Genomic DNA, 24,851 nt, shown 5'->3' on the forward strand with positions numbered 1-24,851 from the left:
AATACAAAAAAAGCCGTTCTTACGAACGGCTTTTAATTTATGGATGTTATAATTTTTACTTCAAATTATAATTCTAATGCTTTACGTGCATCACCTCCCATTAATACATTTAATGGATCCTCACATGCTTCTTTAACAGCAACTAAGAAACCAACTGACTCACGTCCGTCAATGATACGGTGATCGTAAGATAATGCAACATACATCATTGGAGCAATAACGATTTGTCCGTTTTTAACAACTGGACGCTCAACAATATTGTGCATTCCTAAGATACCTGATTGAGGTGGGTTGATGATTGGAGTAGACATCATAGATCCAAATACACCACCATTAGTGATTGTAAATGTACCTCCTGTCATTTCATCAACAGTAATTTTACCGTCACGTACTTTGATTGCTAAATCTTTGATAGATTGCTCAACACCACGGAAAGTTAAATTCTCAGCGTTACGAACTACTGGTACCATTAAACCTTTTGGTCCTGATACAGCAACTGAAACGTCAGAGTAATCAAATTTAACTTGGTAATCACCATCGATCATAGAGTTTACGTCTGGGTATAACTCTAAAGCGCGAGTAACAGCTTTAGTGAAGAAAGACATAAATCCTAATCCTACACCGTGTTTAGCTTTAAACTCGTCTTTGTATTCGTTACGTAAAGCAAAAATTGCAGACATATCAACTTCGTTGAATGTTGTTAACATTGCAGTTTCATTTTTAACAGAAACTAAACGTTGAGCAATTTTACGACGTAATGAAGATAATTTTTTCTCTGAAGAAGAACGAACACCTGAAACTGGCGCTTGCCCCATTGCTGGAGTATAGCGTACAGCGTCTGCTTGAGTGATACGTCCGTCACGTCCTGTACCTGCTACTTGAGCAGCATCAACACCTTTCTCGTCTAAAACTTTTTTAGCAGCTGGAGATGGAGTACCTGTAGCGTAAGTTGGAGCTGGTGCAGCAGGCGCAGCCGGAGCTGGTGAAGCTTTAACTTCTTCCTTAACTTCAGCTTTAGGAGCTTCAGCAGCTGGTGCAGCAGCACCTTCTGGCTTAGCAGCTGAAGTATCAATAAGACAAACAACTTGACCTACTTCTACAACATCACCTTCTTCAGCTTTTAAAGTAATAATACCACTTTCTTCTGCTGGTAATTCTAATGTTGCTTTATCTGAATCAACCTCAGCAATAGCTTGGTCTTTCTCTACGTAATCACCATCTTTAACTAACCAAGTAGCGATTTCTACTTCCGTGATAGACTCCCCTGGTGAAGGGACTTTCATTTCTAACATATCTATTAGCTTTATTTTTTTATTTAAATACTTTATTAATTACCTCTTCGTAAATAGCAGCCCAACGCTTGCTAGATCCTGGTGCAGTTGCAGCAGATTCTTTTGGAGAAACTACTTCAAATGGAAGTTTACGGTATCTACGTAAGATGTAACCCCACGCTCCCATGTTTTCTGGTTCTTCTTGAGCCCAGATTACTTCAGCGTCACCGTATTTTTCAATAATACCTTCAATACGTCCTTCTTGGATTGGGTATAATTGTTCTAAACGTACGATAGCTGTTGTTGTATCTCCTAATTCTTCACGTTTCTTAGCTAATTCGTAGTAAATTTTTCCTGAACAGAAAACTACTTTTTTCGCTTTTTTAGGATCTACAAATGTATCTTCGATAATTTCTTCGAAAGATCCAGTTGTGAAATCTTCTAATTTAGAAACAGCTTGTGGATGACGTAATAATGATTTTGGTGACATTACTACTAATGGTTTACGGTAATCTGTAACCACTTGTCTTCTTAAAGCGTGGAAGAAGTTAGCTGGAGTTGTAATGTTCGCAACAATCATGTTGTTATCAGCAGTTTGTTGTAAGAAACGCTCTAAACGTGCAGAAGAGTGTTCAGCACCTTGTCCTTCGTATCCGTGAGGTAATAACATTACTAATCCGTTTTGTAATCTCCATTTATCTTCTGCAGCAGAGATGTATTGGTCGATCATAATTTGCGCTCCATTTGTAAAGTCACCAAATTGTGCTTCCCAAATAGTTAATGCTTTTGGATTTGCCATTGCATATCCGTAATCGAATCCTAATACTCCGTACTCAGATAATAAAGAGTTGTAAACTCTAAATTTACCTTGATCTTCAGAAATTTCGTTTAACAAAGTTACTTTTTCTTCTGTGTCTTCAGTTTTAATTACTGCGTGACGGTGAGAGAAAGTACCACGTTGAACGTCTTCTCCAGATAAACGAATATCACGACCATCTTTTAAGATAGATCCAAAAGCTAAAGCTTCTCCTAATCCCCAGTCGATTTTATCTTCTTCGATCATTTTCGCACGTCCTTCAACTAAACGAACAATTTTACGAATGAATTTTTTATCTCCAGGAATTGTTGAAATTGTTTTAGCAATTTCTTTTAATGCGTCAGCATCATATGCTGTATTTGCTTTTTCAAATACTTTATCTCCTTCAGCAATTTCATATCCTTCCCATACTTCTGGCATGAAAGGGAATAATTTGTTACGCTCAATTTCTTTAGAAGCTGTAAAGTTTTCTTCTAATAAAGCTTTGAATTCTTCTTCTTTTTGTTTTACGATATCTGCACCTACTGCACCTTCTTGTAATAATTTATCTAAATAAATTTGTCGAGGGTTAGGGTGCTTAGCGATAGCATCGTATAATTTTGGTTGAGTAAACTTAGGCTCATCACCTTCGTTGTGACCATATTTACGGTATCCTAATAAATCGATGAAAACATCTTGTCCGAATTGTGCACGGTAATCAGCAGCAAAACGGAAAGCGTGTACTACTGCTTCAGCATCATCCGCGTTAACGTGTAACACTGGAGATAAAGTTACTTTAGCTATATCTGTACAATATGTAGATGAACGAGAATCTAAATAGTTAGTTGTAAAACCAATTTGGTTGTTTACTACAACGTGAACTGTACCACCTGTTTTGTATCCTTCTAAAGACATCATTTGTAATACTTCGTATACGATTCCTTGTCCAGCAACCGCAGCATCACCATGAATTAATACAGGTAAGATTTTAGAGTAATCTTCGTTATATTCTTTTTCAGCTTTTGCACGTGTAATACCTTCTACAACTGCATCTACAGTTTCTAAGTGAGAAGGGTTTGGTGCTAAGTTAATTTTAACATCTTTTCCGTTAGATGCTTGGATTGTGTTAGTAGAACCCATGTGATATTTAACATCACCAGCTACTAAATCTGTATCAAAAGCTTTTCCTTCGAATTCTGAGAAGATTTGAGAATAAGACTTCCCAAAGATGTTAGCTAATACGTTAAGACGTCCACGGTGAGCCATACCAACGATAACCTCTTGAACACCTAAATCAGATGAACGGTTGATTAACGTATCTAATCCTGGGATTAAAGACTCGTTCCCTTCAACAGAAAAACGTTTTTGTCCTACGTATTTTGTATTTAAGAAGTTTTCAAAAGCAGTTGCTTGATTTAACTTAAATAAAATTCTTTCTTTATCCTCTTTAGATAATTTTGGGTGGTTTAAATTTTGGTTTAACCAATTTTGAATCCACTCAATTTTCTGAGGCTCTCTAACGTACATGTATTCAACACCAATTGAATCACAGTACATTTCTTCTAAATGGTTAACAATTTCTTTTAAAGTAATTGCTCCACCAATACCTAAAATTTCTCCCGCAGTGAAAGTTTGGTTTAAATCAGCTTGAGATAAACCGAAGTTTTCTAAAGCTAATGTTGGTTCCCACTTTCTACGCTCTCTAACAGGGTTAGTTTTTGTGAATAAGTGCCCACGTGTACGGTAAGCATTAATCAAATTAATAACCTTAAATTCCTTCTGAACTGAGTCAGGAACTTGAGCTGAAACTGCTGGGTTTACCACTTGCTGAGCAACTTTACTCTCTCTTGCAGGAGCTGTTGCTACAAATAATGGCTCTCCATCATAAGTCGCGTTTGCGAAATCATACCCTTGGAAAAATGCTTTCCAACTAGGCTCTACACTATCCGGATATTGGATATACTGGTCATATAACTCGCCGATAAATTCAATATGAGCGGCGTTTAAAAACGAAAAACGATCCATAAATTTTACTCTCTATGAGATTTAGCTACAAAAATAAACTATTTAAGTTTTTAAAAAAAATTACTTTCATCATATTTATCTTATCCTGCCATAAAAATATATTATAGTTAATTTATTATTACATTTGATAAGAACTTTTGAAAGAAACATCGTGTTTATGCGTGAATTTTTAAGCAAAAAACTATCGAATCAATGGATTGGCTTCAGTTTAATCTGTATAATTTTTTCGTTAACTATCTGGATTTCGAACAAAATTGTAAAACAATTAAAGGTTGTTGAAAAATCAAAAATTGAAAATTATGCGAAATCGTTAGAGTTAATCAGCCAAAACGAATTTATCGATCCAAAAACACAAGATTTTTTATTTAAACTAATCGAAGATAACCAAACAATTCCTGTTATCCTGATTGATGAACAAAATAATATTAGTTTTACTAAAAATATTGACCCAACAATAGAAAATGACACTAAGAAATTAAAGAAATTTGTTGATAAACTAAAAAACGAAAATATGCACATAGAAATTGATTTACCTGATGGTAAAAATCATGTGTATTATTCGAATTCAAATCTTTTAAATCAACTAAGATATTATCCCGTTATCCTAATTTTATTATGTGGATTATTTATTCTTTTTTCTTATTTATACTTTAAGAGTATTAGAGACACTGAAAAAAGTTACCTGTGGGCCGGAATGGCAAAAGAAACTGCTCATCAAATTGGAACTCCACTTTCTTCTTTAATGGGTTGGGTTGAATTATTAAAATTAGAAGAAATTGATCAAACTCCTATTTTAGAAATTGAGAAAGATGTAAATCGATTAAAACATATCGCTGAACGTTTTTCTAAGATTGGATCTGAAGCAGAATTAGATAATCATAATTTAGTAGATATAACCAAAACAACTTTAACTTATTTAAGACAACGTATTAGTAAGGGGATTGAACTAAATTTCGAAACCCAATTAGAAGAAATCACAACTAAAATGAATCCTTTATTATACAGTTGGGTTATCGAGAATCTTATAAAAAATGCGGCTGATGCTATGCAAAATAAAGGTGTATTGGATGTAAGCATTAATACTATTGGTCGAAATATAGAAATTTGTGTTAGTGATACTGGACCTGGGATTCCACAGAAATTACAAAAAAAGATATTCGAACCTGGTTTTACTACTAAAAAACGTGGCTGGGGATTAGGCTTGTCTTTAGCTAAAAGAATCATCGAAAATTACCATAATGGTAAAATTTTTGTTTTTGAATCATCTAAAGAAAAAGGAACTATTTTTAAAATTATATTAAAACGATAAGAAAAAAGGCTTTCAGAAATCTGAAAGCCTTTTTTATACTTTATTATATGGATTAAAAACCTAATATCGCTTTTGCTATCATGAAGTAAATAAAAACTCCGATGATATCGTTACTTGTCGTAATAAATGGACCGGTTGAAACCGCTGGATCCACTCCTCTCCCATTTAAAAATATAGGAATAAATGTTCCAATTATTGCAGCATTAATAATAACAGCTACTAATGCAATACAAATTGTCATAGAAACATAATACGTTGTTCCGAATACAAAATGAGTAATTAATAAAACAACCAAGGCAATTCCTAATCCGTTTAATAAACCTAATAAGAATTCTTTACCTAATCGTTTTAAAATTCCTCCTTTTATAGAACCATTTGCCAAACCTTGTACAACAATAGCTGAAGATTGTATTCCTACATTTCCGGCAGTTGATTGAATCAAAGGTACAAACATTAACAAAATAGTATATTTTTCTAACGCAGATTCGAAGCCAGACATGATAGAAGCTGCCCCTAATCCACCTAACATACCAATCATTAACCATGGCAAACGTGCTTTAGTTAATTTTAAAATTCCATCATCCGAATCAACATTTTGTGTAATACCGGCTGCTAACTGATAGTTTTCTTCTGCTTCTTCTCTAATTACATCTAAAACATCGTCAACCGTAATTACACCAACAAGTCTTTTTAACTCGTCAATAACCGGAACTTCGTACAAGTCATATTTTTCTATCACTTTTGCAACTTCCATATCTGGCGTATCGATATTTACATATTGTATTTTAGAATTATAAACATCTTCTACTTTTGTATTAGCAGATGTAGTTAAAAACTTTTTTAACGAAAGAGTTCCTAACAAAATATCATCGTCATCAACAACATATATAGAAAAAACCTCTTCTAAATCTTCTGCTTGTTTACGCATTTGTTTAACAGCAGTAATCACTGACCAGTCTTTATTAACTTTAATCAGCTCTTTTCCCATTAAACCACCGGCAGTATCTTCATCATATCGAAGTAATTCTACAATTTCTTTTGCCTGTTCCTTATCTTCAATTTGTGCAATTACCTCTACCTTCTTGCGATCCGAAAGTTCATTGATAATGTCAACCGCATCATCGGTATCCATTTCATTAATAACTTCGTTCGCAATCTCTTTAGCAGAGAAAGTATGAAGGATTTTTTTACGATCATCCTCTTCAAGTTCAAGAAGGATATCGGCAGACGTTTCATTTTCTAATAAATCAATTACAAAAGCTTGATCTTTCGTGGAAAGTTCATCAAACAACTCGGCAATATCAGCGGGGTGTAAACCCTCTAACATTTCCTTTACAACTTTAGCGTTTTGTTCTTTAATTCTTTCTGAAAGAATCTCTATAAATTCTTTTGTAATTTCTACATTCATATGCTTATTGCATCAATTTAGTTAACTCGATAAAATCCTCAACAGATAATTGTTCAGCGCGCAAATTTAAGAATTCATGTTCGTTTAATTGCTCAGGAATCCCAACAGATTTTAATGCGTTACGTAAAGTTTTTCTACGTTGCCCAAAACCAGCTTTTACAACTTGTACAAATTTAGAACGATCTACACCTTCAATTTCTGTACGGTAACGCTTCATAATAATTACTCCAGACTTCACTTTTGGTGGTGGTGTAAATACGTGTTCTGGTACTGTAAATAAATATTCGCAGTGATAATATGCTTGTGATAAAACCGAAAGAATTCCATAATCTTTCGTTCCTTTTTTAGAAGCTATACGCTCTGCTACTTCTTTCTGGAACATTCCACATAGTTCTGGAACCATTTCACGTTCCTCAATAGCTTTAAAAATAATCTGTGAAGATATATTATAAGGGAAATTTCCTAAAATAGCAACTTGTTCATCGAATTTAGATGAAAAATCCATTTTTAGAAAATCTTCTGAATGAATTTTAAATCCTGGGTAAAAAGGTTGATACACTTCTTGTAAATACTCTACAGATTCTGTATCAATCTCAACAACCTCAATATTTTTTTTAGCTTGAAGTATATATTTAGTCAACACTCCCATACCAGGACCAATCTCCAATACACGATCGTATCCTTCCCAAGTTAAACCTTCGGCAATATCTCGTGCAATATTCTCATCATTTAAAAAATGTTGCCCTAAATGTTTTTTAGCTCTTACTTTCAAATTTCTTAAAATTTTATATTTTCTTTAACCAATTTCGTACCGATTATCTATGTTTCGAAATAAGTTTTTTTTATCTTAGCCCCAAAAATAACCCAAATGTCAAAAACGAACGATAAATTTGAGAAAGGAAGACTTCGCTCTTCTAACATAACAGTCGTTATTAGTATATCTTTAGTTTTATTTTTATTAGGTGTATTTGGATTAATCGTAATTAATGCACAAAGTTACGCAGAACATCTAAAAAGAGAATTAAAAATCGAAGCATATTTTAATGACGTTGATGATCCAAAGATTAAAGACAAGGAATTATCAATGCAAAAAGAATATATCGATTCGTTAAAAATTAAATACGATTTTATCGAAAGCACTCGTTACATTAGTAAAGAAGAAGCTTCTAAAATTGCAAAACAAGATTTAGGTATTGATGACGTAGAGTTATTTGAAGCAAATATTTTCCCGCCATCTGTACAAATCACTTTAAACCCAAAGAAAATTAACTCTGTTGAGCAAATTGATTCTATCAATACAAAATTAGCTGAACATCCATTAATCGATAAAGTAAAAAGTGATAAACAAGCTATGGTAAAAATTTACAATAGCATCAATACAATTACTTTTTGGTTAATGATTTTCGCAATTATTTTCTTAGTAATTGTTATTGTATTAATCAACAACTCAATACGATTAAAAATTTACGCTAAACGTTTTAGTATTAAAACTATGCAATTAGTTGGTGCTCGTAGACGTTTTATCATGAAACCTTTCTTATTAGAAGGAGCATTCTTAGGATTTTTAGCTGCAGTAATTGCAATTACAGGTTTAGGAATTTTATGGTATTTCTTAGCTACTAAGATTGGTTTATTATTATGGAACCCAGACTTTGGAATGCTAATCGGAGCTTTAATCGCTTTAGGAGTTTTAATCGCTTTATTCAGTACATTATTTGCTGCATGGAGATACTTGAAATTAAAAACTGATCAACTATACTAATATTTTAATGAGTACATTAAATAATCAAAATACAATAAAATCAGAACCTACTAAAGGTTCTGATTTTACCTTTTTATTCGGTAAGAAAAACTACATCTGGATGGGAATTGGTATCGCATTAATCACATTAGGATTTATCTTAATGACTGGTCATGATGCTAATACAACACCTGATGGAACTTTTGATCCTACTTATTGGAACGAAGATATATATTCTTGGAGAAGAATTCGTTTAGCTCCATTTTTAGTCATTGCCGGTTTTATTGTAGAAATTTACGCCATCTTACTTAACCCAAATAAAGCAAAATAATGAATTTATTTGAAGCAATTATTATTGCTATTATAGAAGGATTGACTGAATATTTACCAATTTCTTCTACTGCTCACATGGGATTCACTGCTGCCTTAATGGGATTACCAGAAAGTGAATTCTTAAAAATGTTTCAAGTTTCAATTCAATTTGGAGCAATTTTATCTATCGTAGTTTTATACTGGAAAAAATTCTTCAATTTTGAAAATTTCAATTTTAACTTCTATATCAAATTAGCTATCGCAGTTTTACCTGCTTTGGTTTTAGGTAAATTATTAGATGATAAAATTGAAGCTGTTTTAGGAAATCAAGTTGCTATTTCATCCATGTTAGTATTTGGAGGTATCATCTTATTATTTGTAGATAAGTGGTTCAAAAATCCAAAAATTGACGATGAAAAAGAAATAACTATAAAAAAGGCATTAACGATTGGATTTTGGCAATGTTTAGCAATGATGCCAGGAACATCTCGTTCTGCAGCATCTATTATTGGAGGTATGACACAAGGATTATCTCGTAAAGCTGCTGCTGAATTCTCATTCTTTTTAGCAGTTCCTACCATGTTAGCAGTAACAGTTTACTCTGTTTTTGTAAAAACTTGGGGAGAAACAACTGCTAATCCAATGAAAGGATATGAAATGATTTTACAAGATCAACAACATATTACACTATTTATCGTAGGTAACGTTGTTGCATTTATAGTTGCGTTAATCGCTGTAAAAACATTTATTTCTGTTTTAACAAAGTACGGATTCAAATTTTGGGGATGGTACAGAATTATTATTGGTATTGGTTTACTTATTTACTTCTGGCAAAATCCACAACAATCAAATACAGAATCTGCGCCTGTTGAGACAACGATGATTCAACAACAATAATTATGAATGTAGAAAAGATACAAGAAGGACATGTTTTCTTAATTGATAAACCATTAGATTGGACTTCTTTTGATGCTGTAAATAAAATTCGTTGGAATATTCGTAAGGCATACGATTTAAAAAAAATTAAAGTAGGACATGCCGGAACTTTAGATCCAAAAGCGACAGGTTTATTATTAATCTGTACAGGTAAATGGACAAAGAGAATTGACGAATTCCAAGCGCAAGAAAAAACATATACGGGAACAATTAAATTAGGTGTTACAACTCCTACATATGATTTAGAATCTGAAGAAGATCAAACGTTCCCAACAGATCATATCACAGACGAAATGATTTACGAAACAACGAAACAATTCACAGGTGATATTGAACAATTTCCACCAATGCACTCTGCAATTAAAGTAGACGGAAAACGTTTATATGAATTAGCTCGTGAAGGACAAGAAATTGAACGTAAAGCAAGAAAAGTAACAATTGAAGAATTCAAAATCACTAGAATTGATTTACCTTTCGTTGATTTTGAAGTAAAATGTTCTAAGGGAACTTACATTAGATCTTTAGCTTTCGATTTCGGAAAAGCGTTAAATTCTGGTGGATATTTAACTGCTTTACGTAGAACTAAAATTGGAGAATTTGATGTAATCAATGCAGAGAATTTTGCATTAGAAAAATCATATTTTGAAGAAAATAAATAATCAAATTTGACATAAAAATAATAAAGGTCATTCAGATTGCTGAATGACCTTTTTATTTATAATTGTATTAATACATCGTTAATTTCTTTACTAACTGCTTTTGGTTTTTGCATTACCATAATATGCGTTCCACCATCTATTACTTTACAATCTTTAATATTCCCAATCGGAAATACAATATCTTTATTACCATGTATATGGGTTAGATTTTGAATTTCATAAGCTGATGAACGATTCCAATTTACAATTTTATGAATCGACCATTTTAAATAATTTGAATCTTTAAATTCAAAAATATCATCAATCGCATCTTCTTTTTTTGTGTAATACAATTTTCTCATCATCATATAAGAAAATATATGTCTAGAGGTAAAAAATTGCATTGGAATCATTTGATGAGCATTTATTGAGGATGAAAATCGAAATAAAATTGGCAACTCTTCCCTACTCTTAACACTTGACAATAAAATAGTATGTTTAGGATTGATAAAGCGATTCATTTCCTGAACGATAATACCACCAAAAGATAATCCCATCAGAAGAAAATCTTCAGTGGGATTTATTTTATCAATCATTCGTTCAGTATAATGTGTTAAAGTTTCATCCTTTTCAGGATCAATCCAAGGAATATAAATTTGTTCAAAACCATCTTCAAGTTTCAGATTTCGAAAAGCATTTCCATTTGCACCCAACCCACTAACCTGATAAATTTTCATTTTTTTATAAAATATCTTTTCTCTTTGAGTAATCTGTTGGTCTTACCCCAATTACTTTTTGAAATGTATTACTAAACGTTGGTAAACTATTGTAACCAACCATAACAGATATTTCGCTGATAGAGTATGTTCCGTCAATTAAAAGTTTTAAAGCGCGTAACATTCGTAAAATTGTAAAATATTGCACAAATGTCATCTGTAAATCTTTTTGGAATAATCTTGATAAAGATCTTTCACTGAAACCAAATTCAGCAGTTATCTTTTTCATCGTAATAGATGAATCCATATTATCCTCTAAAAACTGAACAATCTTTTTTAAACGATCATCTGTTGGTAAAGGTAAAGCAAGTTTTAAACTTGTTTTACTTACTTGTGGTAAAATTTCTTTAAATGCCTGCCCAATAATATAATCACTTCTATGTTCAGAAGAAATATCACCTAACCATTTGTTAGTAAATAACAATAGCTCTAGTAATAAGCCGTTAGCAGGATAGATTCCTACCTTTTTATAAAAAGCATGATCTTGGTCCGAAATAGGAAAATAAAGATTCCTCATAATTACCTCTGGTGTATTAGGGTGTATACTATGCTCTGCATTTGGAGGGATCCACATAAAATGTCTTGCTGGTAGATAATAAGTTTCTTTACCTATTTTAACATATACAATACCTCCTTCACAATATAAGAATTGTCCTTTATCGTGCTTATGCTCAACAACGTATGCTTCCGATATTTCTTTGTGATAACAAAAGATTGAGTGTGGATTCTTATCAATCTCTGTTAAATAATAACGAGTATCTAATTTAGTTTCTAGGTTTATATTCATAGTTTTGTAAAAGATTAAACTAATATACTACTTTATTTCATATCATTGTACAAAGTACACAAATAATAGTGGCTTTTATTGATAAATATTTGGCTTTTTTTAATACGCAGTAACCAATTTTTATTCCAATTTTTGTGATTCGCTTTAGAAATAAAGGAATAATTATTGAAAAGTAAAGAAAAAAGTTGCATTATGTTAGAAAGAATTAAATTAACAGATCTTCACTCAAAAGTGATGACTGCCGAAGAATCTGCAAAGATTTTTGAAAACGGTATGACAGTTGGATCAAGTGGATTTACAAGAGGTGGAGACTCAAAAGTTGTATTAAAAGCATTAGCAGAGCGCGCTAAAACAGAAGAATTAAAAGTTACTTTAATTACTGGTGCTTCTTTAGGTCACGATACTGATGCTGCTTTAGCAGAAAATGGAGCGTTAACTAAACGTTTACCATTCCAAGTAGATACTACATTACGCAAAAATATTAACGCTGGAAATGTGTTATTCATTGATCAACACTTAGGTGAAACAGCAGAACACATCTTAAACGGACAATTCAAAATTGATGTTGCCGTAATAGAAGTTGCAGAAATCTTAGAAGATGGTTCAGTTGTTCCTACTACATCTGTTGGTAATAATGTTGATATCGCTGCTAGCGCTGACAAAATTATCTTAGAAGTTAATACGGCTATTCCTACGGCAATCCGTGGAATGCACGATATTTATAAAGTTGAAGATTACGGATCACGTACTGCAATTAACATAACAGCATGTGATACAAAAATCGGTTCTGACGTTATTAAATTAGACCCATCTAAAATCGAAGCTATCGTTTTCCACGATATTACAGATATGGCTGGAGATATTGTTCCTGCTGACGAAGCTACTGCTGGAATCGCTAAACACATCGTTACTTTCTTCGAAAACGAAGTTGAAGCTGGGCGTTTAACGAAAGAATTAATGCCATTACAATGTGGTATCGGAAAAGTTGCTAATGCAGTTTTAGGAGGTTTAGAACACTCTAACTTCGAAAACTTAGTAATGTACTCTGAAGTTTTACAAGATTCTACATTCGACTTAATTGATTCTGGAAAAATGGACTTTGCATCTGCATCTTCTATGACAGTTTCTCAAGAATGTTACAATCGTGTAATGAACAATTTAGATTTCTACAAAGATAAAGTTGTTTTACGTCCACAAGCTATCTCTAACTCTTGTGAAGTTATCCGTCGTTTAGGAATCATCGGAATCAACACTTCATTAGAATGTGATATCTACGGAAACGTAAACTCTACTCACGTGACAGGAACACACATGATGAACGGTATCGGTGGATCTGGAGATTTCGCTCGTAACGCTTACATCTCTATTTTCGTTACTGCATCTATTGCTAAAGGAGGAAACATTTCTTCTATCGTTCCTATGGTATCTCACCACGATCACACAGAGCACGATGTAGATATCATTGTAACTGAGCAAGGTTTAGCTGATTTAAGAGGTTTAGCTCCACGTGAAAGAGCAATCGAAATCATCAACAACTGTGTTCACCCAGAATATAAAGAAGAATTAATGTCTTACTTCGAAAGAGCTTGCGCTGAAAGAGGTGGTCAAACTCCACACATTTTAGAAGAAGCTTTCTCATGGCACACTCGTTTAAAGCAAACAGGTTCTATGAAAAAAGTTGAAGCAGAAACTTTAGTAGGATAATTATAAGATATTCCTTAAAATATTTAAAAGCACTTTCTTTTTAGGAAGTGCTTTTTTATTGAAATAACGTAACTTTGTTAGAAGACAAATTTAGATATGAAAAAATTATTATACTTAACGCTTATTACACCTTTACTATTTTCTTGTCAATCAGAAAATAAGCAAGAACAAACATTAGAACAGCTAGACAAAACTTCTGCGAGAGAAGTTGTCTTAAGCTCTACAACAATTGGTGATACAGTATTACATATTACAACTCAAAAAATTTGGTCTAATAATCAGTTAGCTGGAGAAAAAATTGACACGTTAAAAACTGTAAAAGCTGCAAACGACACAATTAAAACTCCAATTTACGTAACAATACAATAATTAATAGGATGAATCATAAAAAGAAAAGAGCCAGCCAACTTGTAACTTTAGTTTTAATTTCATCTGTATTAAGTTCTTGTATGAAACGTGTAGAAGAACCTGCTCCTGCTGAAAATGAACAAAAAGTTTTTATGCGTGCAGATTCTACTGCTCCTTATACAGATGTTTCTGAAAATTACGCACAACAAAATAATCAAAGTATGATGGGCGGAATGGGAACTTCTTTACTTTGGTTTATGGCTTTCCGCAGTTTAACTGGAGGTATGGGATATGCTAGCCCAGGTTTACATCAACAATCTAATGTTGGTACAAATACAGCCAAAGCAACAGCAATGAAAAATCAAGCGGTACGTGGTGGATTTGGAAAATCGGCACAATCAAAAACAGTTTCATCTTAATTTTATAAATGGAATTAAAAAAATTGCAAAAAGACTCTAATTGGCAAGAACGATTAGAAAATGTTGGTTTTGGATATCATACAGACGAAAATAACAGAACATATTGGGTAGAAGATCGATATTTTTCTATCACACCAAAAGAAACTGATAATATTTTTGACGCAACAAATCAGTTATGGGAAATGTGTTTAGCTGCTGTTGAGCACGTGATTGAAAATAATCGTTTGGACGAATTTAAAATTCCGAAATTCATCCAACCTTATTTAATTGAAAGTTGGGAAAACGAAACACCAAGTATTTACGGACGTTTCGACTTTGCTTTTGATAAAGATAAGCAACTGAAATTATTAGAATTTAATGCCGATACGCCTACTTCACTTTTTGAGTGTGGTGTAGTTCAATGGCTTTGGATGGAAAATTATTTTGGTGAAACAAAAGATCAATTCAATTCCGTTCACGATAAATTAATTGAAACTTGGAAAATGTTAAAACCTTACTTAAAAGGTGATACTTTACATTTTACTTGTGTTCGCGAATCTTTGGAAGATTTAACAAATGTTGAATACTTAAGAGATTGCGCTATACAAGCAGGAATTAATACAAAATTAATTTATATCGATGAAATTGGTTGGAATAATGTAAATTTTGTAGATTTAGAAGACGAGACGATAACAGATATATTTAAATTATATCCGTGGGAATGGATGGTGAATGAAATGTTTGCTTACAACATTAAAAATGATGAAGTAAAAGCAAATTGGATTGAACCTGCTTGGAAAATGATCCTATCAAACAAAGCTATCTTAGCTTTTTTATGGGAGTTATATCCAAACCATCCTTTGTTATTAGAAACATATTTTAGCGAACCTCAACAGATGAAAGATTATGTAAAAAAACCTCTTTTATCGCGTGAAGGTGCTAATATTACTGTTGTAAAAGATGGAAAAACAACCGAAGAAACTTCGGGAGAATACGGTGAAGAGGGTTATATTTATCAAGAATTAGCCGAACTTCATAAAGAAGAAAGTGGATATTCAATTATTGGAAGTTGGATTATTGGACAAGAATCTTGCGGAATAACTTTCCGCGAAAGCGACCAATTTATCACAACTGACAAAAGTAGATTTGTTCCACATATTATAGAAGATTAAAATAATTATATGGGTTTTTTAGACAATTTATTTGATTCATCTGCTGCTCTACCAACCGAGAAAGTTTCTCAGATGTTAGATATAGATTTATATTGGCAAATCATAGAAAACTCATTGGCTACGGCAGATACTTTAGAACAACAGGAAGAGTTTTTAATTGAAGAATTAAAACAACTTACTGCTGAAGATATTATTGGATTTAGATTACGAACAGAATTCTTTATGTTTCAATCTTATTCGAGCGAGTTATGGTGCGCTGCCGCTATAATGAACGAAGAATGTGATGACGACGGATTTCAGAATTTTAGATTATGGTTAATCTCTCAAGGTAAACAGATTTTTACGGATGCGATGATGGATCCAGATAATCTTGCTAATTACTTTGAAGAAGGATTTAATGAAGATGATTTCTACGAATTTGAAATTTTTGGAACTGTTGCTAACGAATCATTTTTACAAGTTTTCAATAAAGATATTCATGATTATATTGATTATGAAAATTTTGAATATTTCGAAGAAAATTATCCTGAAATAGATTTAAATTGGGAAGAAGATAACATCACAACTTATCATGCTATTTGTCCAAGATTATATACTATTTTCATCGAAAACCTTACGCATTATGAAGATGATGACGATGACGATGACGAAGATCGTAGCGACGAATTTGATATAGATTAATCGATAATATATAAAACGGACTTTTTATAAAGTTCGTTTTTTTTTTATCTTTAAATTTTCTATTACACTATATGATATTTAATACTAATTTTTCTCATCACACAACCAAAGAAAATTGGAAAATATTTACCGCTCTTTCCATTGTATTTTACATCTTAATTTCTTTGACAGATTATACCGAATGGAATAATTATTTTCTAATCAGTTTAATTTTAGGTGTACAAATCTATTTCTTCGTCGGTAGACAAAAAGAAAAATATATATTCTCAACCAATCAATTGATCGTTCAATTTTTATGGATCAAAAAAATAATTCGCTTTGATTCTTTTTCTATCAACGAAAATAAAGTTTACAATGACGAAGATTCACATCAACAAAAATTTGAATCGCAACAAATCTTGTTATTTAATAATAACAAACAAGTATTTCGCTTCAACAAAGACCAAGATCCATATTTATTTGATGAAATAATTGAATATTTAAGATCAAACGTTAACAAGATCAATTCAATTTCATCAAAAACAGAAAAATTTACTCATAAAAGAATTTCTCTAATTTATCTTTTGAGTATTTCTTTTGTAACTATTTTTTGTTTAGGATACTGTATTGAAAGTCTCAATCCAAATCCTGATTCGATAAAAGAAGTAAAAGGAACATTAGCTTATCAACCCACTGAACATATTGAGAATACTACACGAAGTAAATCTTCAATCTATCGTATAAGACTAGAAGAATACCCAAAAGATTTTTATATCCATACGGAAAATTATCCTCTCACTAATCGTGATAAAATCTTGAATGCTGAAGATTCTATAACATTATACGTGAGTAAAAATAACTACGATCATGTCATGAATCTTAGATCTCAAAAATATTTTCAATCACATTTTACACCTAAATCAATTGTAGTAATTAAAGTAAAATACCAAAATGAATTTATTTTAAATGGTAATCTAGATGGAGAAACTAATAAATACACACTCTTAATACTATTGATTCCTTTTGTAATATTAATTCATTGTTTGACTAAGTTTAATAAGATATATTCATAATATTTTCATAACTAAACTTTTTGATAATGATAAAGTTATTTAATTAGACTACTTTTGCACGCCGATAAGAAGGAATTTTTAGAATATGAAAAGAGTTATTGAATACAGAAGATTGTTAGGAGTTGATAAAGATGTTACTTTAAAACAATTAAAAACAATTTACAGAAACGCGATGAAAGATTCGCATCCTGATAAATTTGTTGATGACGAAGCTGGTAGAATCGAAGCTGAAGAAAGAAGTAAAGTTGTAATTGAAGCCTACCACTTTTTAGTAAGTATCAATAACGAAACGCACGAAAAATTACAAGCTGAATACAACGAAACGTTTGACAATTACATCATTCAAGATTTCTATTTAGAAAAACAAGTATTAACAGTTATTCACTTAGACGGAACAGCTTTTGAATATTTAGGAGTTCCTAAAAATGTATTTGGAAAAATGTGTAATGCAGATTCTGCTAGCCGTTTTGCAAAAAGACACATCTACGGAAAATTCTTATTCCGTAAGGCTGGAAAACCAATGGAAGCATAATCCAAACCAACATAAAAAAAGGCGAACCAATTGGTTCGCCTTTTCTATATAAACTAAATCTTTGTATTTATTATCCTAATACTTTAGCTACTGTAGCTCCGATATCAGCAGGAGAAGCAACTACATGAATACCACACTCAGACATAATTTTCATTTTTGCCTCAGCAGTATCATCAGCACCACCTACGATAGCACCAGCGTGACCCATTGTACGTCCTTTAGGAGCTGTTTGTCCTGCAATGAATCCTACAACTGGTTTAGTACCGTTTTCTTTAATCCAACGAGCAGCTTCTGCTTCTAATTGTCCACCGATTTCACCAATCATGACGATTAATTCAGTTTCTGGATCGTTCATAAATAACTCAACAGCTTCTTTTGTTGTAGTTCCAATAATTGGATCACCACCAATTCCGATAGCTGTAGAGATACCGTAACCAGCTTTTACTACTTGGTCAGCAGCTTCGTAAGTTAAAGTTCCTGATTTAGAAACGATACCTACTTTACCTTTTTTGAAGATAAATCCTGGCATAATACCAACTTTAGCTTCTTCAGATGTAATAACTCCAGGACAGTTTGGCCCAATTAACGTAACATCTCTTTGATCTACGTATGCTTGAACTTTAACCATATCTTCAACAGGAATACCCTCTGTGATACAAATAATAACTTTAATACCCGCTTCTGCAGCTTCCATAACAGCGTCACCTGCGAATGCTGGTGGAACGAATATAATAGAAACATCAGCACCCGCTTCAACAACTGCATCTTTTACAGTATTGAAAATTGGTAAACCTAAATGAGTTTGACCTCCTTTACCTGGTGTTACACCTCCTACTACGTTTGTTCCGTACTCAATCATTTGCTCAGCGTGGTAAGTTCCTTCCTTTCCAGTGAATCCTTGTACGATTATTCTTGAATCTTTGTTTACTAATACAGACATTGTGATTTTTAATTTAGACAAATATAGAAGTTTGAATTAATTTAAAAAATAAATCAATGTAAAAAATACACTACCTTTTATTGAAAAATCACAAAAATGAGTAAGATTTTTATCATAAAAAAACCGACACTAATGTCGGTTTTTGATAAATATATTATTTTCTTTTAAAATCTCTCACTATTAATTCAGTAACAGCCATCTTTTTATAAAGACCTCTCGCCTCTTCTGCTGGATATCCAAAATAAGATTTTTCACCTGCTAAAGATTTGCTTACCCCTGCTTGCGCAAGTAATACCGCTTTAGCACCAATAGTTACACCACTTGTAATACCAACTTGTCCCCAAATAGAAACTTCATCCTCTACATTAACACATCCTGCAATACCAACTTGTGAAGCGATTAGACATTTTTTACCGATAATCGTATCATGACCTATTTGGATTAAGTTATCCATAATTGTTCCTTCACCAATAATTGTTGATGCAGTTACACCACGATCGATTGTACAATTTGCTCCGATTTCTACATTATTTTCGATAATTACGTTTCCTACAGATTTCATACGATCAAAACCTGTTTCACGTTTTTTGTAATAAAAAGCATCAGCTCCTAAAACAGTCCCTGAACGAATTACTACATTATCCCCAATAATAGAATAATCGTTGATAGATGCATTTGAATGAATCACACAATTTTTTCCAATTTTAACATGATTTCCAATGAAAGCACCTGGTTGTATAATTGTTCCTTCACCAATTTCTGCAGTTTCACTAATGTTTTTTGTAGCTTCTAAAAATGGTAAAAAGTGTTGACCAATTTTAACAAAATCACGAAACGGATCATCAGAAATGATTAAAGCTTTTCCTTCAGGACATTCAACTTCTTTATTAATTAATACAATGGTTGCTGCAGATTCCAATGCTTTATCATAATATTTTGGATGATCTACAAATACAATATCTCCTGCTTCTACTCTATGAATTTCGTTAATTCCGTGTACTGGGAAATTAGCATCCCCTATATATTTTGCATCAATAATAGATGCCACTTCATCTAATTGATATATTCTTGGAAATTTCATTTACTCTTTTGAATTTGATGTACAAATATAACAATAAAAAAAGCTGTACCATAGGTACAACTTTTATAATATAATGATAAATTATTTGATTATCTCGGTTGTTTTAAATTACCAAAAACCATCGTTTTAACTCCATTAGCGTATAATACTAATTTTCCATTAGAAATTTCGTAAGAATTCGTTGCATTAAAACGCTCATTAAAACTTGCTTCATCTACTCCATCACATGCCATACGAGTTGTAGCAATATTTCCCATTTTAATATTCTTTCCAATTGCTACATAACCTCCAGTTAGATTATTACATCCGTTAGTTCCCGAAATTTGGTTATTTTGGAATGTAACAGTTGGTTTTTTATTAGGAAAACGTTGGTCTAAAGTTTTTGCACTTCTATCTTTTGCTATAAACTCTTCCAAAACCCATGTTCCAGCTAAAGAAGTTGGACGTTTAAAACGCATTACAGCTATATCTCCTTGTATTAAAGTTAATGTTTCATCAGAAATAGAATATTTTAACTTTCCTTTCAATTTTGAATTAAATGCGTAATCATTTACACCTTGACAAGCTTTCATAGTTGCTGCCATATTTCCAAATGAAATTTCGTTTCCTTTAACTGTCACAGCTCCATTTAATGTGTTACATCCATCAGATGCATTTAATAGACTATTTGAAACAAAATTTAAATAAGGAGCCCCATCTGGAAAACTATCCACCAATGATTTTCCGTCATTTGTTGCAAGGTAATCTAATTCCCATTTCCCTAATATTGAATTATTTTCTGTAGGTTTTGTAAGACCTGGTAGCTGAGTTGAGCAAGAAGTAGTTAATGCTGTTGCTAAAATCCCAACAAACATCATCTTTAAGATAGTTTTTTTCATATTCTATTTCAGTTTATGGTTAAATAATTAGCCAATACCATACCAAATTTGATATTAGCATTTATTGATTTATGATTTAACTGTAGTAGAAGTAATTAAAAAAATAAATCTTATTTTAAATCAATTATAATTAGAAAAAATAATAAATTTTGAAATTATTAAATCCTTCCTATTTTAATATTATCTAATTTTGAAAAAATTTCAAACATTGATTTCTAAAAATTCCATAGATACTATATTTAATACCGCAAGAGTCGAAGAGGTAATTGGTGATTTTGTACAGTTAAAACGTGCCGGAAGTAGTTTAAAAGGACTTTCTCCGTTTACTGACGAAAAAACACCATCTTTTGTCGTTTCTCCTGCAAAACAGATTTGGAAAGACTTCTCTACTGGCAAAGGAGGAAATGTTGTTTCATTTTTGATGGAATTAGAGCAGTTTAGTTATCCTGAAGCGTTACGATGGTTAGCTAAACGATATAATATAGAAATTGAAGAGGATACTACTTTTTCTCCTGAACAAAAGGAAGCGCAAAAATCCAAAGAAAGTTTATATATCTTAACTGAAGTTGCTAAAAACTTTTTTGTTAATCAACTTCACGAATCTGAAGAGGGAAACATGATTGGTTTATCTTATTTTAAAGAACGTGGATTTTCTAACGAAATAATAAAAAGATTTGAATTAGGATATTCTCCAAATAAATGGGATGCTTTTGCAGAATATGCAGAGAAAAAAGGATATTCAAAAGAAGTAATAGAAGCATCTGGATTAGTAAGTTATAAAGAGGATGGAAAACGTTTTGACAAATTTAGAGAACGCGTTATTTTTCCTATTTACAGCTATTCTGGGAGACCTATTGGTTTTGGTGGTCGTATTTTACGAAATGATGTAAAAGCTGCTAAATATCTTAATTCTCCTGAAAACGAAATTTACTTTAAGAGTAAAACTTTATACGGTCTTTTCCAAGCAAAACAAGCTATCTTAAAAAAAGATGAATGCTTGTTAGTTGAAGGTTACACTGATGTTCTTTCTATGCACCAAGCGGGTATAGAAAATGTTGTTGCAAGTTCTGGAACTGCTTTAACAAAGGAACAAATAGTAATGATTAAGCGTCTAACATCTCACGTTACTGTAATGTATGATGGTGATGCTGCCGGAATTCGTGCTTCATTCCGTGGAATTGATATGATTTTAGCACAAGAATTAAATGTGAAGATTTTACCTTTACCTGAAGGTGAAGATCCAGATTCATTCGCAAAAAAACATTCGTCTTCAGAACTTTCTGCTTACATAAAAGATCATTCAACAGATTTTATCAAATTCAAGGCAAACTTACTTTTAGAGGAAGCGAAACAAGATCCTGTTAAAAAATCTGAATTAATCAGAGAAATAATCAAATCGATTGCCTTAATTCCAAATATGATTCAGCGCGAATTATATATTATGGAAACAGCTAAAATTATGGAAATACGCGAAGACGTACTTTTCAAAACATTAGCTCAAATCGACAATAGAGAGGAACCTACTTTTCCTATCGCTGACAGAAAACCTGAATTAACAATTGTTCCTTCTAATAATAAGAAAATTGTTGTTAATCATTTAACTATTGTTGAAGATGAAATTATCAAGTTGATTATGCAATTTGGAGATTTAGAAGTTGAATTGAAAGATGATAAAAACGAATTATATCAAACGACTGTAATTGAAGAAATCGTTAATCAATTTAATCATAACGATCTTCAATTATCAAATCCATTTTACCAAAGCATTCTTGATGAAGTTAAAATAGGTTTAGAAAGTAACGAATTGCGAAGTGGTACTTATTTTTCGAGATCAACTAATCAAGATATTACTCAATTAGCAACTCAAATGATGATTGACTCACATTCGATCAGTGAAAATTGGAAATTAAAACAAGGTATCAGCACAAAAACTATAGAGGATTCTATTTCTAAAGACTTATTTGATGTTTTACTTCGATTTAAAGCACTTTATATTGAGAATGAAATTAAGACTTTAATGAACTCTATAAAAGATCCAGAAATGACCGAAATAGAACGTTCTGAAATCATAAAAAAAGTGATGGAATTAACTAAGATAAAAATGTTTTTCAACTCACATTTAGATAGAATAATATAAATAAATTATTGATTAACAATAATATAAACAATAAAAATCATTATTTCTTAATTTTTTTAGTATTTACTCTTTTTTTTAACTCTTTTTTAACAACCTCTTGAAACATACATTATAAGCGAGTTGTAGATTAATTATGCATACATAATTAATATCAAATTATAATTCATGTAAAATGTATAAAATGCTTTAGTATCTTAGATATATAATCAGAAAATCTAACGGATGAAAAGAAGCATTTTTGCATTATTTATTATGCTCATGATCGCTCCAATAGCAAAAGCTGAGGGTTATTATACAAACAATTCTAACACAGTTAAAAACTCTAATCCAATCAAAAACAAAGAGTTAAAAGATGTAACAGCAAATGTTGAAAAAACAACTACAAATGATGTTACTATAGCTGTAGAAGAAGCCAGAGAAAAATTAACTGGAATTGTTTCTTGGTACGCGGATAAATTCCATGGAAACAAAACTTCAAGTGGAGAATTGTACAACAAAAACGAGCTTACTGCGGCTCACAAAACTTTACCTTTTGGAACAAAAGTTAAAGTAACTAACATTAAAAACGGAAAATCTGTTGTTGTTAAAATTAATGATAGAGGACCACACTCTAAATCAAGAGTTCTAGATTTAAGTAGAGCTGCTTTTACTGAGATTGGATCTATCAATGCAGGAATTTTAAACATCGAAATGGAAGTCGTAAAATAATACGCTTTTAGATATTAAAGTAAAAGGCTGAAAACTTATAGTTTTCAGCCTTTTTTATTTTAATGATGTTTTTTACCGTAATGATTTTTTCCTTTCCCACCTTTATAATTTCCTTTCCCTTTCTTATGAGAACTTTTATAGTTTTTATGTTTTTGGTGTCCTGGTGCATATCTTCTTGCAGATTGTTCTCCATAAACTTTTTTCTTATGCCCTGGAGGTAAATCTTTTCTTTTAGTTTCGTATTTTACATCATAACGAGGATATTTTTTACTTTTTGATTTATGTTTTGATTTATGCTCAATTCCATAAATACTTGTTGTACCATTACAAGATGTTATAAATAATCCAATAAAACCGAAAGTAAGGAGAAGACTTAATTTTTTTAATATTTTCATTTTTAATAATTTTCAATCAAAATTGATAAAACAATTACCTTACCAAAAAGAAAATATCTCTACATTTTAATATAATTTCGGATAAAAACAAACTATTAATGACTAAAATCACACCTTACCTATCTTTTTAATTCCTAATCCAAATCCTATAGGTAATCCACTTTTTTCAGAAATAATAAAACTATTTTTTTCTTTTAAATGGTCATTATGTAATGTTTCTTCAAATTCTAAAACTTGTGAAAAGCAAACTTCAGTTCCACCAAAAAAAATAGTCCATTCGTCACGCGTTTTTGTCAAGAAAATCTTATTTAATTCTTCCTTAATTTCCGGCTTGAACTTTAATGAAACTAAATTCTCTGATTTCCATTCAGGTTTATCTAAAACATCGCAGATATTTTGCCAAAATTTTTCTTCTAAACCTGCTAAAACAATAAACTTATCATCCTTACATTTATAAATAGAATAATTAGGTAATTTACCTCCTAAAACATCCATTGCTTGTTCAGCTTCATTGTACCAAACAGGCGGAGCTAAAAGCGCATTCATAGACAAAGAAGCTTCTGTAATAGAAATATCAAACCAATCTCCTACACCACTATTTGTGCGTTGAATAATCCCCAATAAAACAGAGGAAATAATTTGTTCTGTTCCACCAAATAAATCAGCCACTTGGAAAGGCGGCATTACAACATTTCCATTTTCATCTTTGTTACTTGCTAAGAGGCCTGAAATTGCCATAAAATTAAGATCATGACCAGCCAAATCCTTTAGATTTGAAAATCTTAAATTGTAATAAAAAAAAAGAAGAGAATAGAGTTTGAGTACA

25 protein-coding genes are annotated in these 24,851 nt (G+C 31.7%); 14 read left to right on the forward strand and 11 right to left on the reverse strand.

The annotated features are described in order from the left end of the window. Window positions 1-65 precede the first annotated feature (65 nt). Both odhB and EAH69_RS12155 read right to left on the reverse strand, forming a co-directional pair. Window positions 66-1,298: a 2-oxoglutarate dehydrogenase complex dihydrolipoyllysine-residue succinyltransferase gene (gene odhB / locus EAH69_RS12150; protein ID WP_121935473.1), complete on the reverse strand. Its 1,233-nt coding sequence runs from the start codon at window positions 1,296-1,298 to the stop codon at window positions 66-68. Window positions 1,299-1,311: 13 nt separating this feature from the next. After that, window positions 1,312-4,092 (reverse strand): 2-oxoglutarate dehydrogenase E1 component, encoded by a 2,781-nt coding sequence (locus tag EAH69_RS12155; protein WP_121935474.1) that lies wholly within the window; start codon window positions 4,090-4,092, stop codon window positions 1,312-1,314. A gap of 157 nt (window positions 4,093-4,249) precedes the next feature. Between EAH69_RS12155 and EAH69_RS12160 the strand changes: the two genes are divergently transcribed. Further along, the gene (locus EAH69_RS12160; RefSeq protein WP_121935475.1) at window positions 4,250-5,401 is read left to right on the forward strand and encodes a sensor histidine kinase; all 1,152 of its coding nucleotides are present in this window, start codon (window positions 4,250-4,252) and stop codon (window positions 5,399-5,401) included. Window positions 5,402-5,453: 52 nt separating this feature from the next. Here the strand turns inward: EAH69_RS12160 and mgtE are convergent, their stop codons facing one another. Further along, window positions 5,454-6,809 carry a magnesium transporter gene (gene mgtE / locus EAH69_RS12165; RefSeq protein WP_121935476.1) on the reverse strand — a complete coding sequence of 452 codons (1,356 nt, stop codon included), beginning with the start codon at window positions 6,807-6,809 and terminating at the stop codon, window positions 5,454-5,456. 4 nt (window positions 6,810-6,813) lie between these two features. Beyond that, a complete protein-coding gene (gene rsmA, locus EAH69_RS12170) occupies window positions 6,814-7,581 on the reverse strand; it encodes a 16S rRNA (adenine(1518)-N(6)/adenine(1519)-N(6))-dimethyltransferase RsmA (protein ID WP_121935477.1) in 768 nt (255 codons plus the stop codon). Window positions 7,582-7,677: 96 nt separating this feature from the next. On the opposite strand from rsmA, the gene EAH69_RS12175 reads away from it, so the two are divergent. The 4 genes from EAH69_RS12175 to truB are packed head-to-tail and all read left to right on the forward strand — an operon-like array spanning window position 7,678 to window position 10,457. After that, complete coding sequence (locus EAH69_RS12175) at window positions 7,678-8,571, forward strand: cell division protein FtsX (RefSeq protein ID WP_121935478.1); 894 nt, start codon at window positions 7,678-7,680, stop codon at window positions 8,569-8,571. A 7-nt stretch (window positions 8,572-8,578) separates the two neighbouring features. Next, the gene (locus EAH69_RS12180) at window positions 8,579-8,881 is read left to right on the forward strand and encodes a DUF3098 domain-containing protein (RefSeq protein ID WP_121935479.1); all 303 of its coding nucleotides are present in this window, start codon (window positions 8,579-8,581) and stop codon (window positions 8,879-8,881) included. Further along, on the forward strand, window positions 8,881-9,759 hold the full coding sequence (locus EAH69_RS12185) for an undecaprenyl-diphosphate phosphatase (RefSeq protein ID WP_121935480.1): 879 nt from the start codon (window positions 8,881-8,883) through the stop codon (window positions 9,757-9,759). Before EAH69_RS12180 ends, EAH69_RS12185 begins: the two co-directional genes overlap by 1 nt. A gap of 2 nt (window positions 9,760-9,761) precedes the next feature. Beyond that, complete coding sequence (gene truB, locus EAH69_RS12190) at window positions 9,762-10,457, forward strand: tRNA pseudouridine(55) synthase TruB (RefSeq protein WP_121935481.1); 696 nt, start codon at window positions 9,762-9,764, stop codon at window positions 10,455-10,457. A 56-nt stretch (window positions 10,458-10,513) separates the two neighbouring features. On the opposite strand, the gene EAH69_RS12195 is transcribed toward truB, so the two are convergent. Further along, on the reverse strand, window positions 10,514-11,173 hold the full coding sequence (locus EAH69_RS12195; protein ID WP_121935482.1) for an alpha/beta hydrolase: 660 nt from the start codon (window positions 11,171-11,173) through the stop codon (window positions 10,514-10,516). A 4-nt stretch (window positions 11,174-11,177) separates the two neighbouring features. Beyond that, window positions 11,178-11,999 (reverse strand): AraC family transcriptional regulator, encoded by an 822-nt coding sequence (locus EAH69_RS12200; protein ID WP_121935483.1) that lies wholly within the window; start codon window positions 11,997-11,999, stop codon window positions 11,178-11,180. A gap of 192 nt (window positions 12,000-12,191) precedes the next feature. Between EAH69_RS12200 and EAH69_RS12205 the strand changes: the two genes are divergently transcribed. The 7 genes from EAH69_RS12205 (at window position 12,192) to EAH69_RS12235 (ending at window position 17,886) form a co-directional block, all read left to right on the forward strand. Next, window positions 12,192-13,703 (forward strand): succinate CoA transferase, encoded by a 1,512-nt coding sequence (locus EAH69_RS12205; protein ID WP_121935484.1) that lies wholly within the window; start codon window positions 12,192-12,194, stop codon window positions 13,701-13,703. A gap of 96 nt (window positions 13,704-13,799) precedes the next feature. Continuing rightward, a complete protein-coding gene (locus EAH69_RS12210; RefSeq protein WP_121935485.1) occupies window positions 13,800-14,072 on the forward strand; it encodes a hypothetical protein in 273 nt (90 codons plus the stop codon). Window positions 14,073-14,080: 8 nt separating this feature from the next. Further along, window positions 14,081-14,470, forward strand: coding sequence for a hypothetical protein (locus EAH69_RS12215; RefSeq protein WP_121935486.1), 390 nt, complete (start codon window positions 14,081-14,083; stop codon window positions 14,468-14,470). Window positions 14,471-14,478: 8 nt separating this feature from the next. Further along, window positions 14,479-15,621 (forward strand): glutathionylspermidine synthase family protein, encoded by a 1,143-nt coding sequence (locus tag EAH69_RS12220; protein ID WP_121935487.1) that lies wholly within the window; start codon window positions 14,479-14,481, stop codon window positions 15,619-15,621. 9 nt (window positions 15,622-15,630) lie between these two features. After that, window positions 15,631-16,302 (forward strand): DUF4240 domain-containing protein, encoded by a 672-nt coding sequence (locus tag EAH69_RS12225; protein WP_121935488.1) that lies wholly within the window; start codon window positions 15,631-15,633, stop codon window positions 16,300-16,302. A gap of 71 nt (window positions 16,303-16,373) precedes the next feature. After that, a complete protein-coding gene (locus EAH69_RS12230; RefSeq protein ID WP_121935489.1) occupies window positions 16,374-17,354 on the forward strand; it encodes a hypothetical protein in 981 nt (326 codons plus the stop codon). A gap of 85 nt (window positions 17,355-17,439) precedes the next feature. After that, the gene (locus EAH69_RS12235) at window positions 17,440-17,886 is read left to right on the forward strand and encodes a KTSC domain-containing protein (protein ID WP_121935490.1); all 447 of its coding nucleotides are present in this window, start codon (window positions 17,440-17,442) and stop codon (window positions 17,884-17,886) included. A gap of 70 nt (window positions 17,887-17,956) precedes the next feature. Here EAH69_RS12235 and sucD read toward each other — a convergent pair whose 3' ends face one another. From sucD to EAH69_RS12250, 3 genes are all read right to left on the reverse strand, one after another. Then, on the reverse strand, window positions 17,957-18,826 hold the full coding sequence (gene sucD, locus EAH69_RS12240; RefSeq protein ID WP_121935491.1) for a succinate--CoA ligase subunit alpha: 870 nt from the start codon (window positions 18,824-18,826) through the stop codon (window positions 17,957-17,959). A 154-nt stretch (window positions 18,827-18,980) separates the two neighbouring features. After that, a complete protein-coding gene (locus EAH69_RS12245) occupies window positions 18,981-19,907 on the reverse strand; it encodes a UDP-3-O-(3-hydroxymyristoyl)glucosamine N-acyltransferase (RefSeq protein ID WP_121935492.1) in 927 nt (308 codons plus the stop codon). 89 nt (window positions 19,908-19,996) lie between these two features. Further along, window positions 19,997-20,785, reverse strand: a complete 789-nt coding sequence (locus EAH69_RS12250) for an META domain-containing protein (RefSeq protein ID WP_121935493.1) — start codon at window positions 20,783-20,785, stop codon at window positions 19,997-19,999. Between the two features lie 190 nt (window positions 20,786-20,975). Between EAH69_RS12250 and dnaG the strand changes: the two genes are divergently transcribed. Beyond that, complete coding sequence (dnaG, locus tag EAH69_RS12255; RefSeq protein WP_317124744.1) at window positions 20,976-22,922, forward strand: DNA primase; 1,947 nt, start codon at window positions 20,976-20,978, stop codon at window positions 22,920-22,922. 222 nt (window positions 22,923-23,144) lie between these two features. Then, the gene (locus tag EAH69_RS12260; protein ID WP_121935495.1) at window positions 23,145-23,630 is read left to right on the forward strand and encodes a septal ring lytic transglycosylase RlpA family protein; all 486 of its coding nucleotides are present in this window, start codon (window positions 23,145-23,147) and stop codon (window positions 23,628-23,630) included. A gap of 59 nt (window positions 23,631-23,689) precedes the next feature. Here the strand turns inward: EAH69_RS12260 and EAH69_RS12265 are convergent, their stop codons facing one another. Both EAH69_RS12265 and EAH69_RS12270 read right to left on the reverse strand, forming a co-directional pair. Then, window positions 23,690-24,025, reverse strand: a complete 336-nt coding sequence (locus tag EAH69_RS12265) for a hypothetical protein (protein WP_121935496.1) — start codon at window positions 24,023-24,025, stop codon at window positions 23,690-23,692. Between the two features lie 108 nt (window positions 24,026-24,133). Next, window positions 24,134-24,851 (reverse strand): CoA transferase (locus EAH69_RS12270; protein ID WP_147439145.1); only part of this gene is annotated, 718 nt, incomplete at its 5' end.

This window comes from Faecalibacter macacae, assembly GCF_003687725.1.
GTDB lineage: Bacteria > Bacteroidota > Bacteroidia > Flavobacteriales > Weeksellaceae > Empedobacter > Empedobacter macacae.

Bases quoted from the DNA above. Each gene is read 5' to 3' on its own strand.
- EAH69_RS12155 (WP_121935474.1), bottom strand. From the start codon at position 4,092: ATGGATCGTTTTTCGTTTTTAAACGCCGCTCATATTGAATTTATCGGC.
- EAH69_RS12160 (WP_121935475.1), top strand. From the start codon at position 4,250: ATGCGTGAATTTTTAAGCAAAAAACTATCGAATCAATGGATTGGCTTC.
- mgtE (WP_121935476.1), bottom strand. From the start codon at position 6,809: ATGAATGTAGAAATTACAAAAGAATTTATAGAGATTCTTTCAGAAAGA.
- EAH69_RS12175 (WP_121935478.1), top strand. From the start codon at position 7,678: ATGTCAAAAACGAACGATAAATTTGAGAAAGGAAGACTTCGCTCTTCT.
- EAH69_RS12180 (WP_121935479.1), top strand. From the start codon at position 8,579: ATGAGTACATTAAATAATCAAAATACAATAAAATCAGAACCTACTAAA.
- EAH69_RS12185 (WP_121935480.1), top strand. From the start codon at position 8,881: ATGAATTTATTTGAAGCAATTATTATTGCTATTATAGAAGGATTGACT.
- truB (WP_121935481.1), top strand. From the start codon at position 9,762: ATGAATGTAGAAAAGATACAAGAAGGACATGTTTTCTTAATTGATAAA.
- EAH69_RS12195 (WP_121935482.1), bottom strand. From the start codon at position 11,173: ATGAAAATTTATCAGGTTAGTGGGTTGGGTGCAAATGGAAATGCTTTT.
- EAH69_RS12200 (WP_121935483.1), bottom strand. From the start codon at position 11,999: ATGAATATAAACCTAGAAACTAAATTAGATACTCGTTATTATTTAACA.
- EAH69_RS12205 (WP_121935484.1), top strand. From the start codon at position 12,192: ATGTTAGAAAGAATTAAATTAACAGATCTTCACTCAAAAGTGATGACT.
- EAH69_RS12210 (WP_121935485.1), top strand. From the start codon at position 13,800: ATGAAAAAATTATTATACTTAACGCTTATTACACCTTTACTATTTTCT.
- EAH69_RS12215 (WP_121935486.1), top strand. From the start codon at position 14,081: ATGAATCATAAAAAGAAAAGAGCCAGCCAACTTGTAACTTTAGTTTTA.
- EAH69_RS12220 (WP_121935487.1), top strand. From the start codon at position 14,479: ATGGAATTAAAAAAATTGCAAAAAGACTCTAATTGGCAAGAACGATTA.
- EAH69_RS12225 (WP_121935488.1), top strand. From the start codon at position 15,631: ATGGGTTTTTTAGACAATTTATTTGATTCATCTGCTGCTCTACCAACC.
- EAH69_RS12230 (WP_121935489.1), top strand. From the start codon at position 16,374: ATGATATTTAATACTAATTTTTCTCATCACACAACCAAAGAAAATTGG.
- EAH69_RS12235 (WP_121935490.1), top strand. From the start codon at position 17,440: ATGAAAAGAGTTATTGAATACAGAAGATTGTTAGGAGTTGATAAAGAT.
- sucD (WP_121935491.1), bottom strand. From the start codon at position 18,826: ATGTCTGTATTAGTAAACAAAGATTCAAGAATAATCGTACAAGGATTC.
- EAH69_RS12245 (WP_121935492.1), bottom strand. From the start codon at position 19,907: ATGAAATTTCCAAGAATATATCAATTAGATGAAGTGGCATCTATTATT.
- EAH69_RS12250 (WP_121935493.1), bottom strand. From the start codon at position 20,785: ATGAAAAAAACTATCTTAAAGATGATGTTTGTTGGGATTTTAGCAACA.
- EAH69_RS12260 (WP_121935495.1), top strand. From the start codon at position 23,145: ATGAAAAGAAGCATTTTTGCATTATTTATTATGCTCATGATCGCTCCA.
- EAH69_RS12265 (WP_121935496.1), bottom strand. From the start codon at position 24,025: ATGAAAATATTAAAAAAATTAAGTCTTCTCCTTACTTTCGGTTTTATT.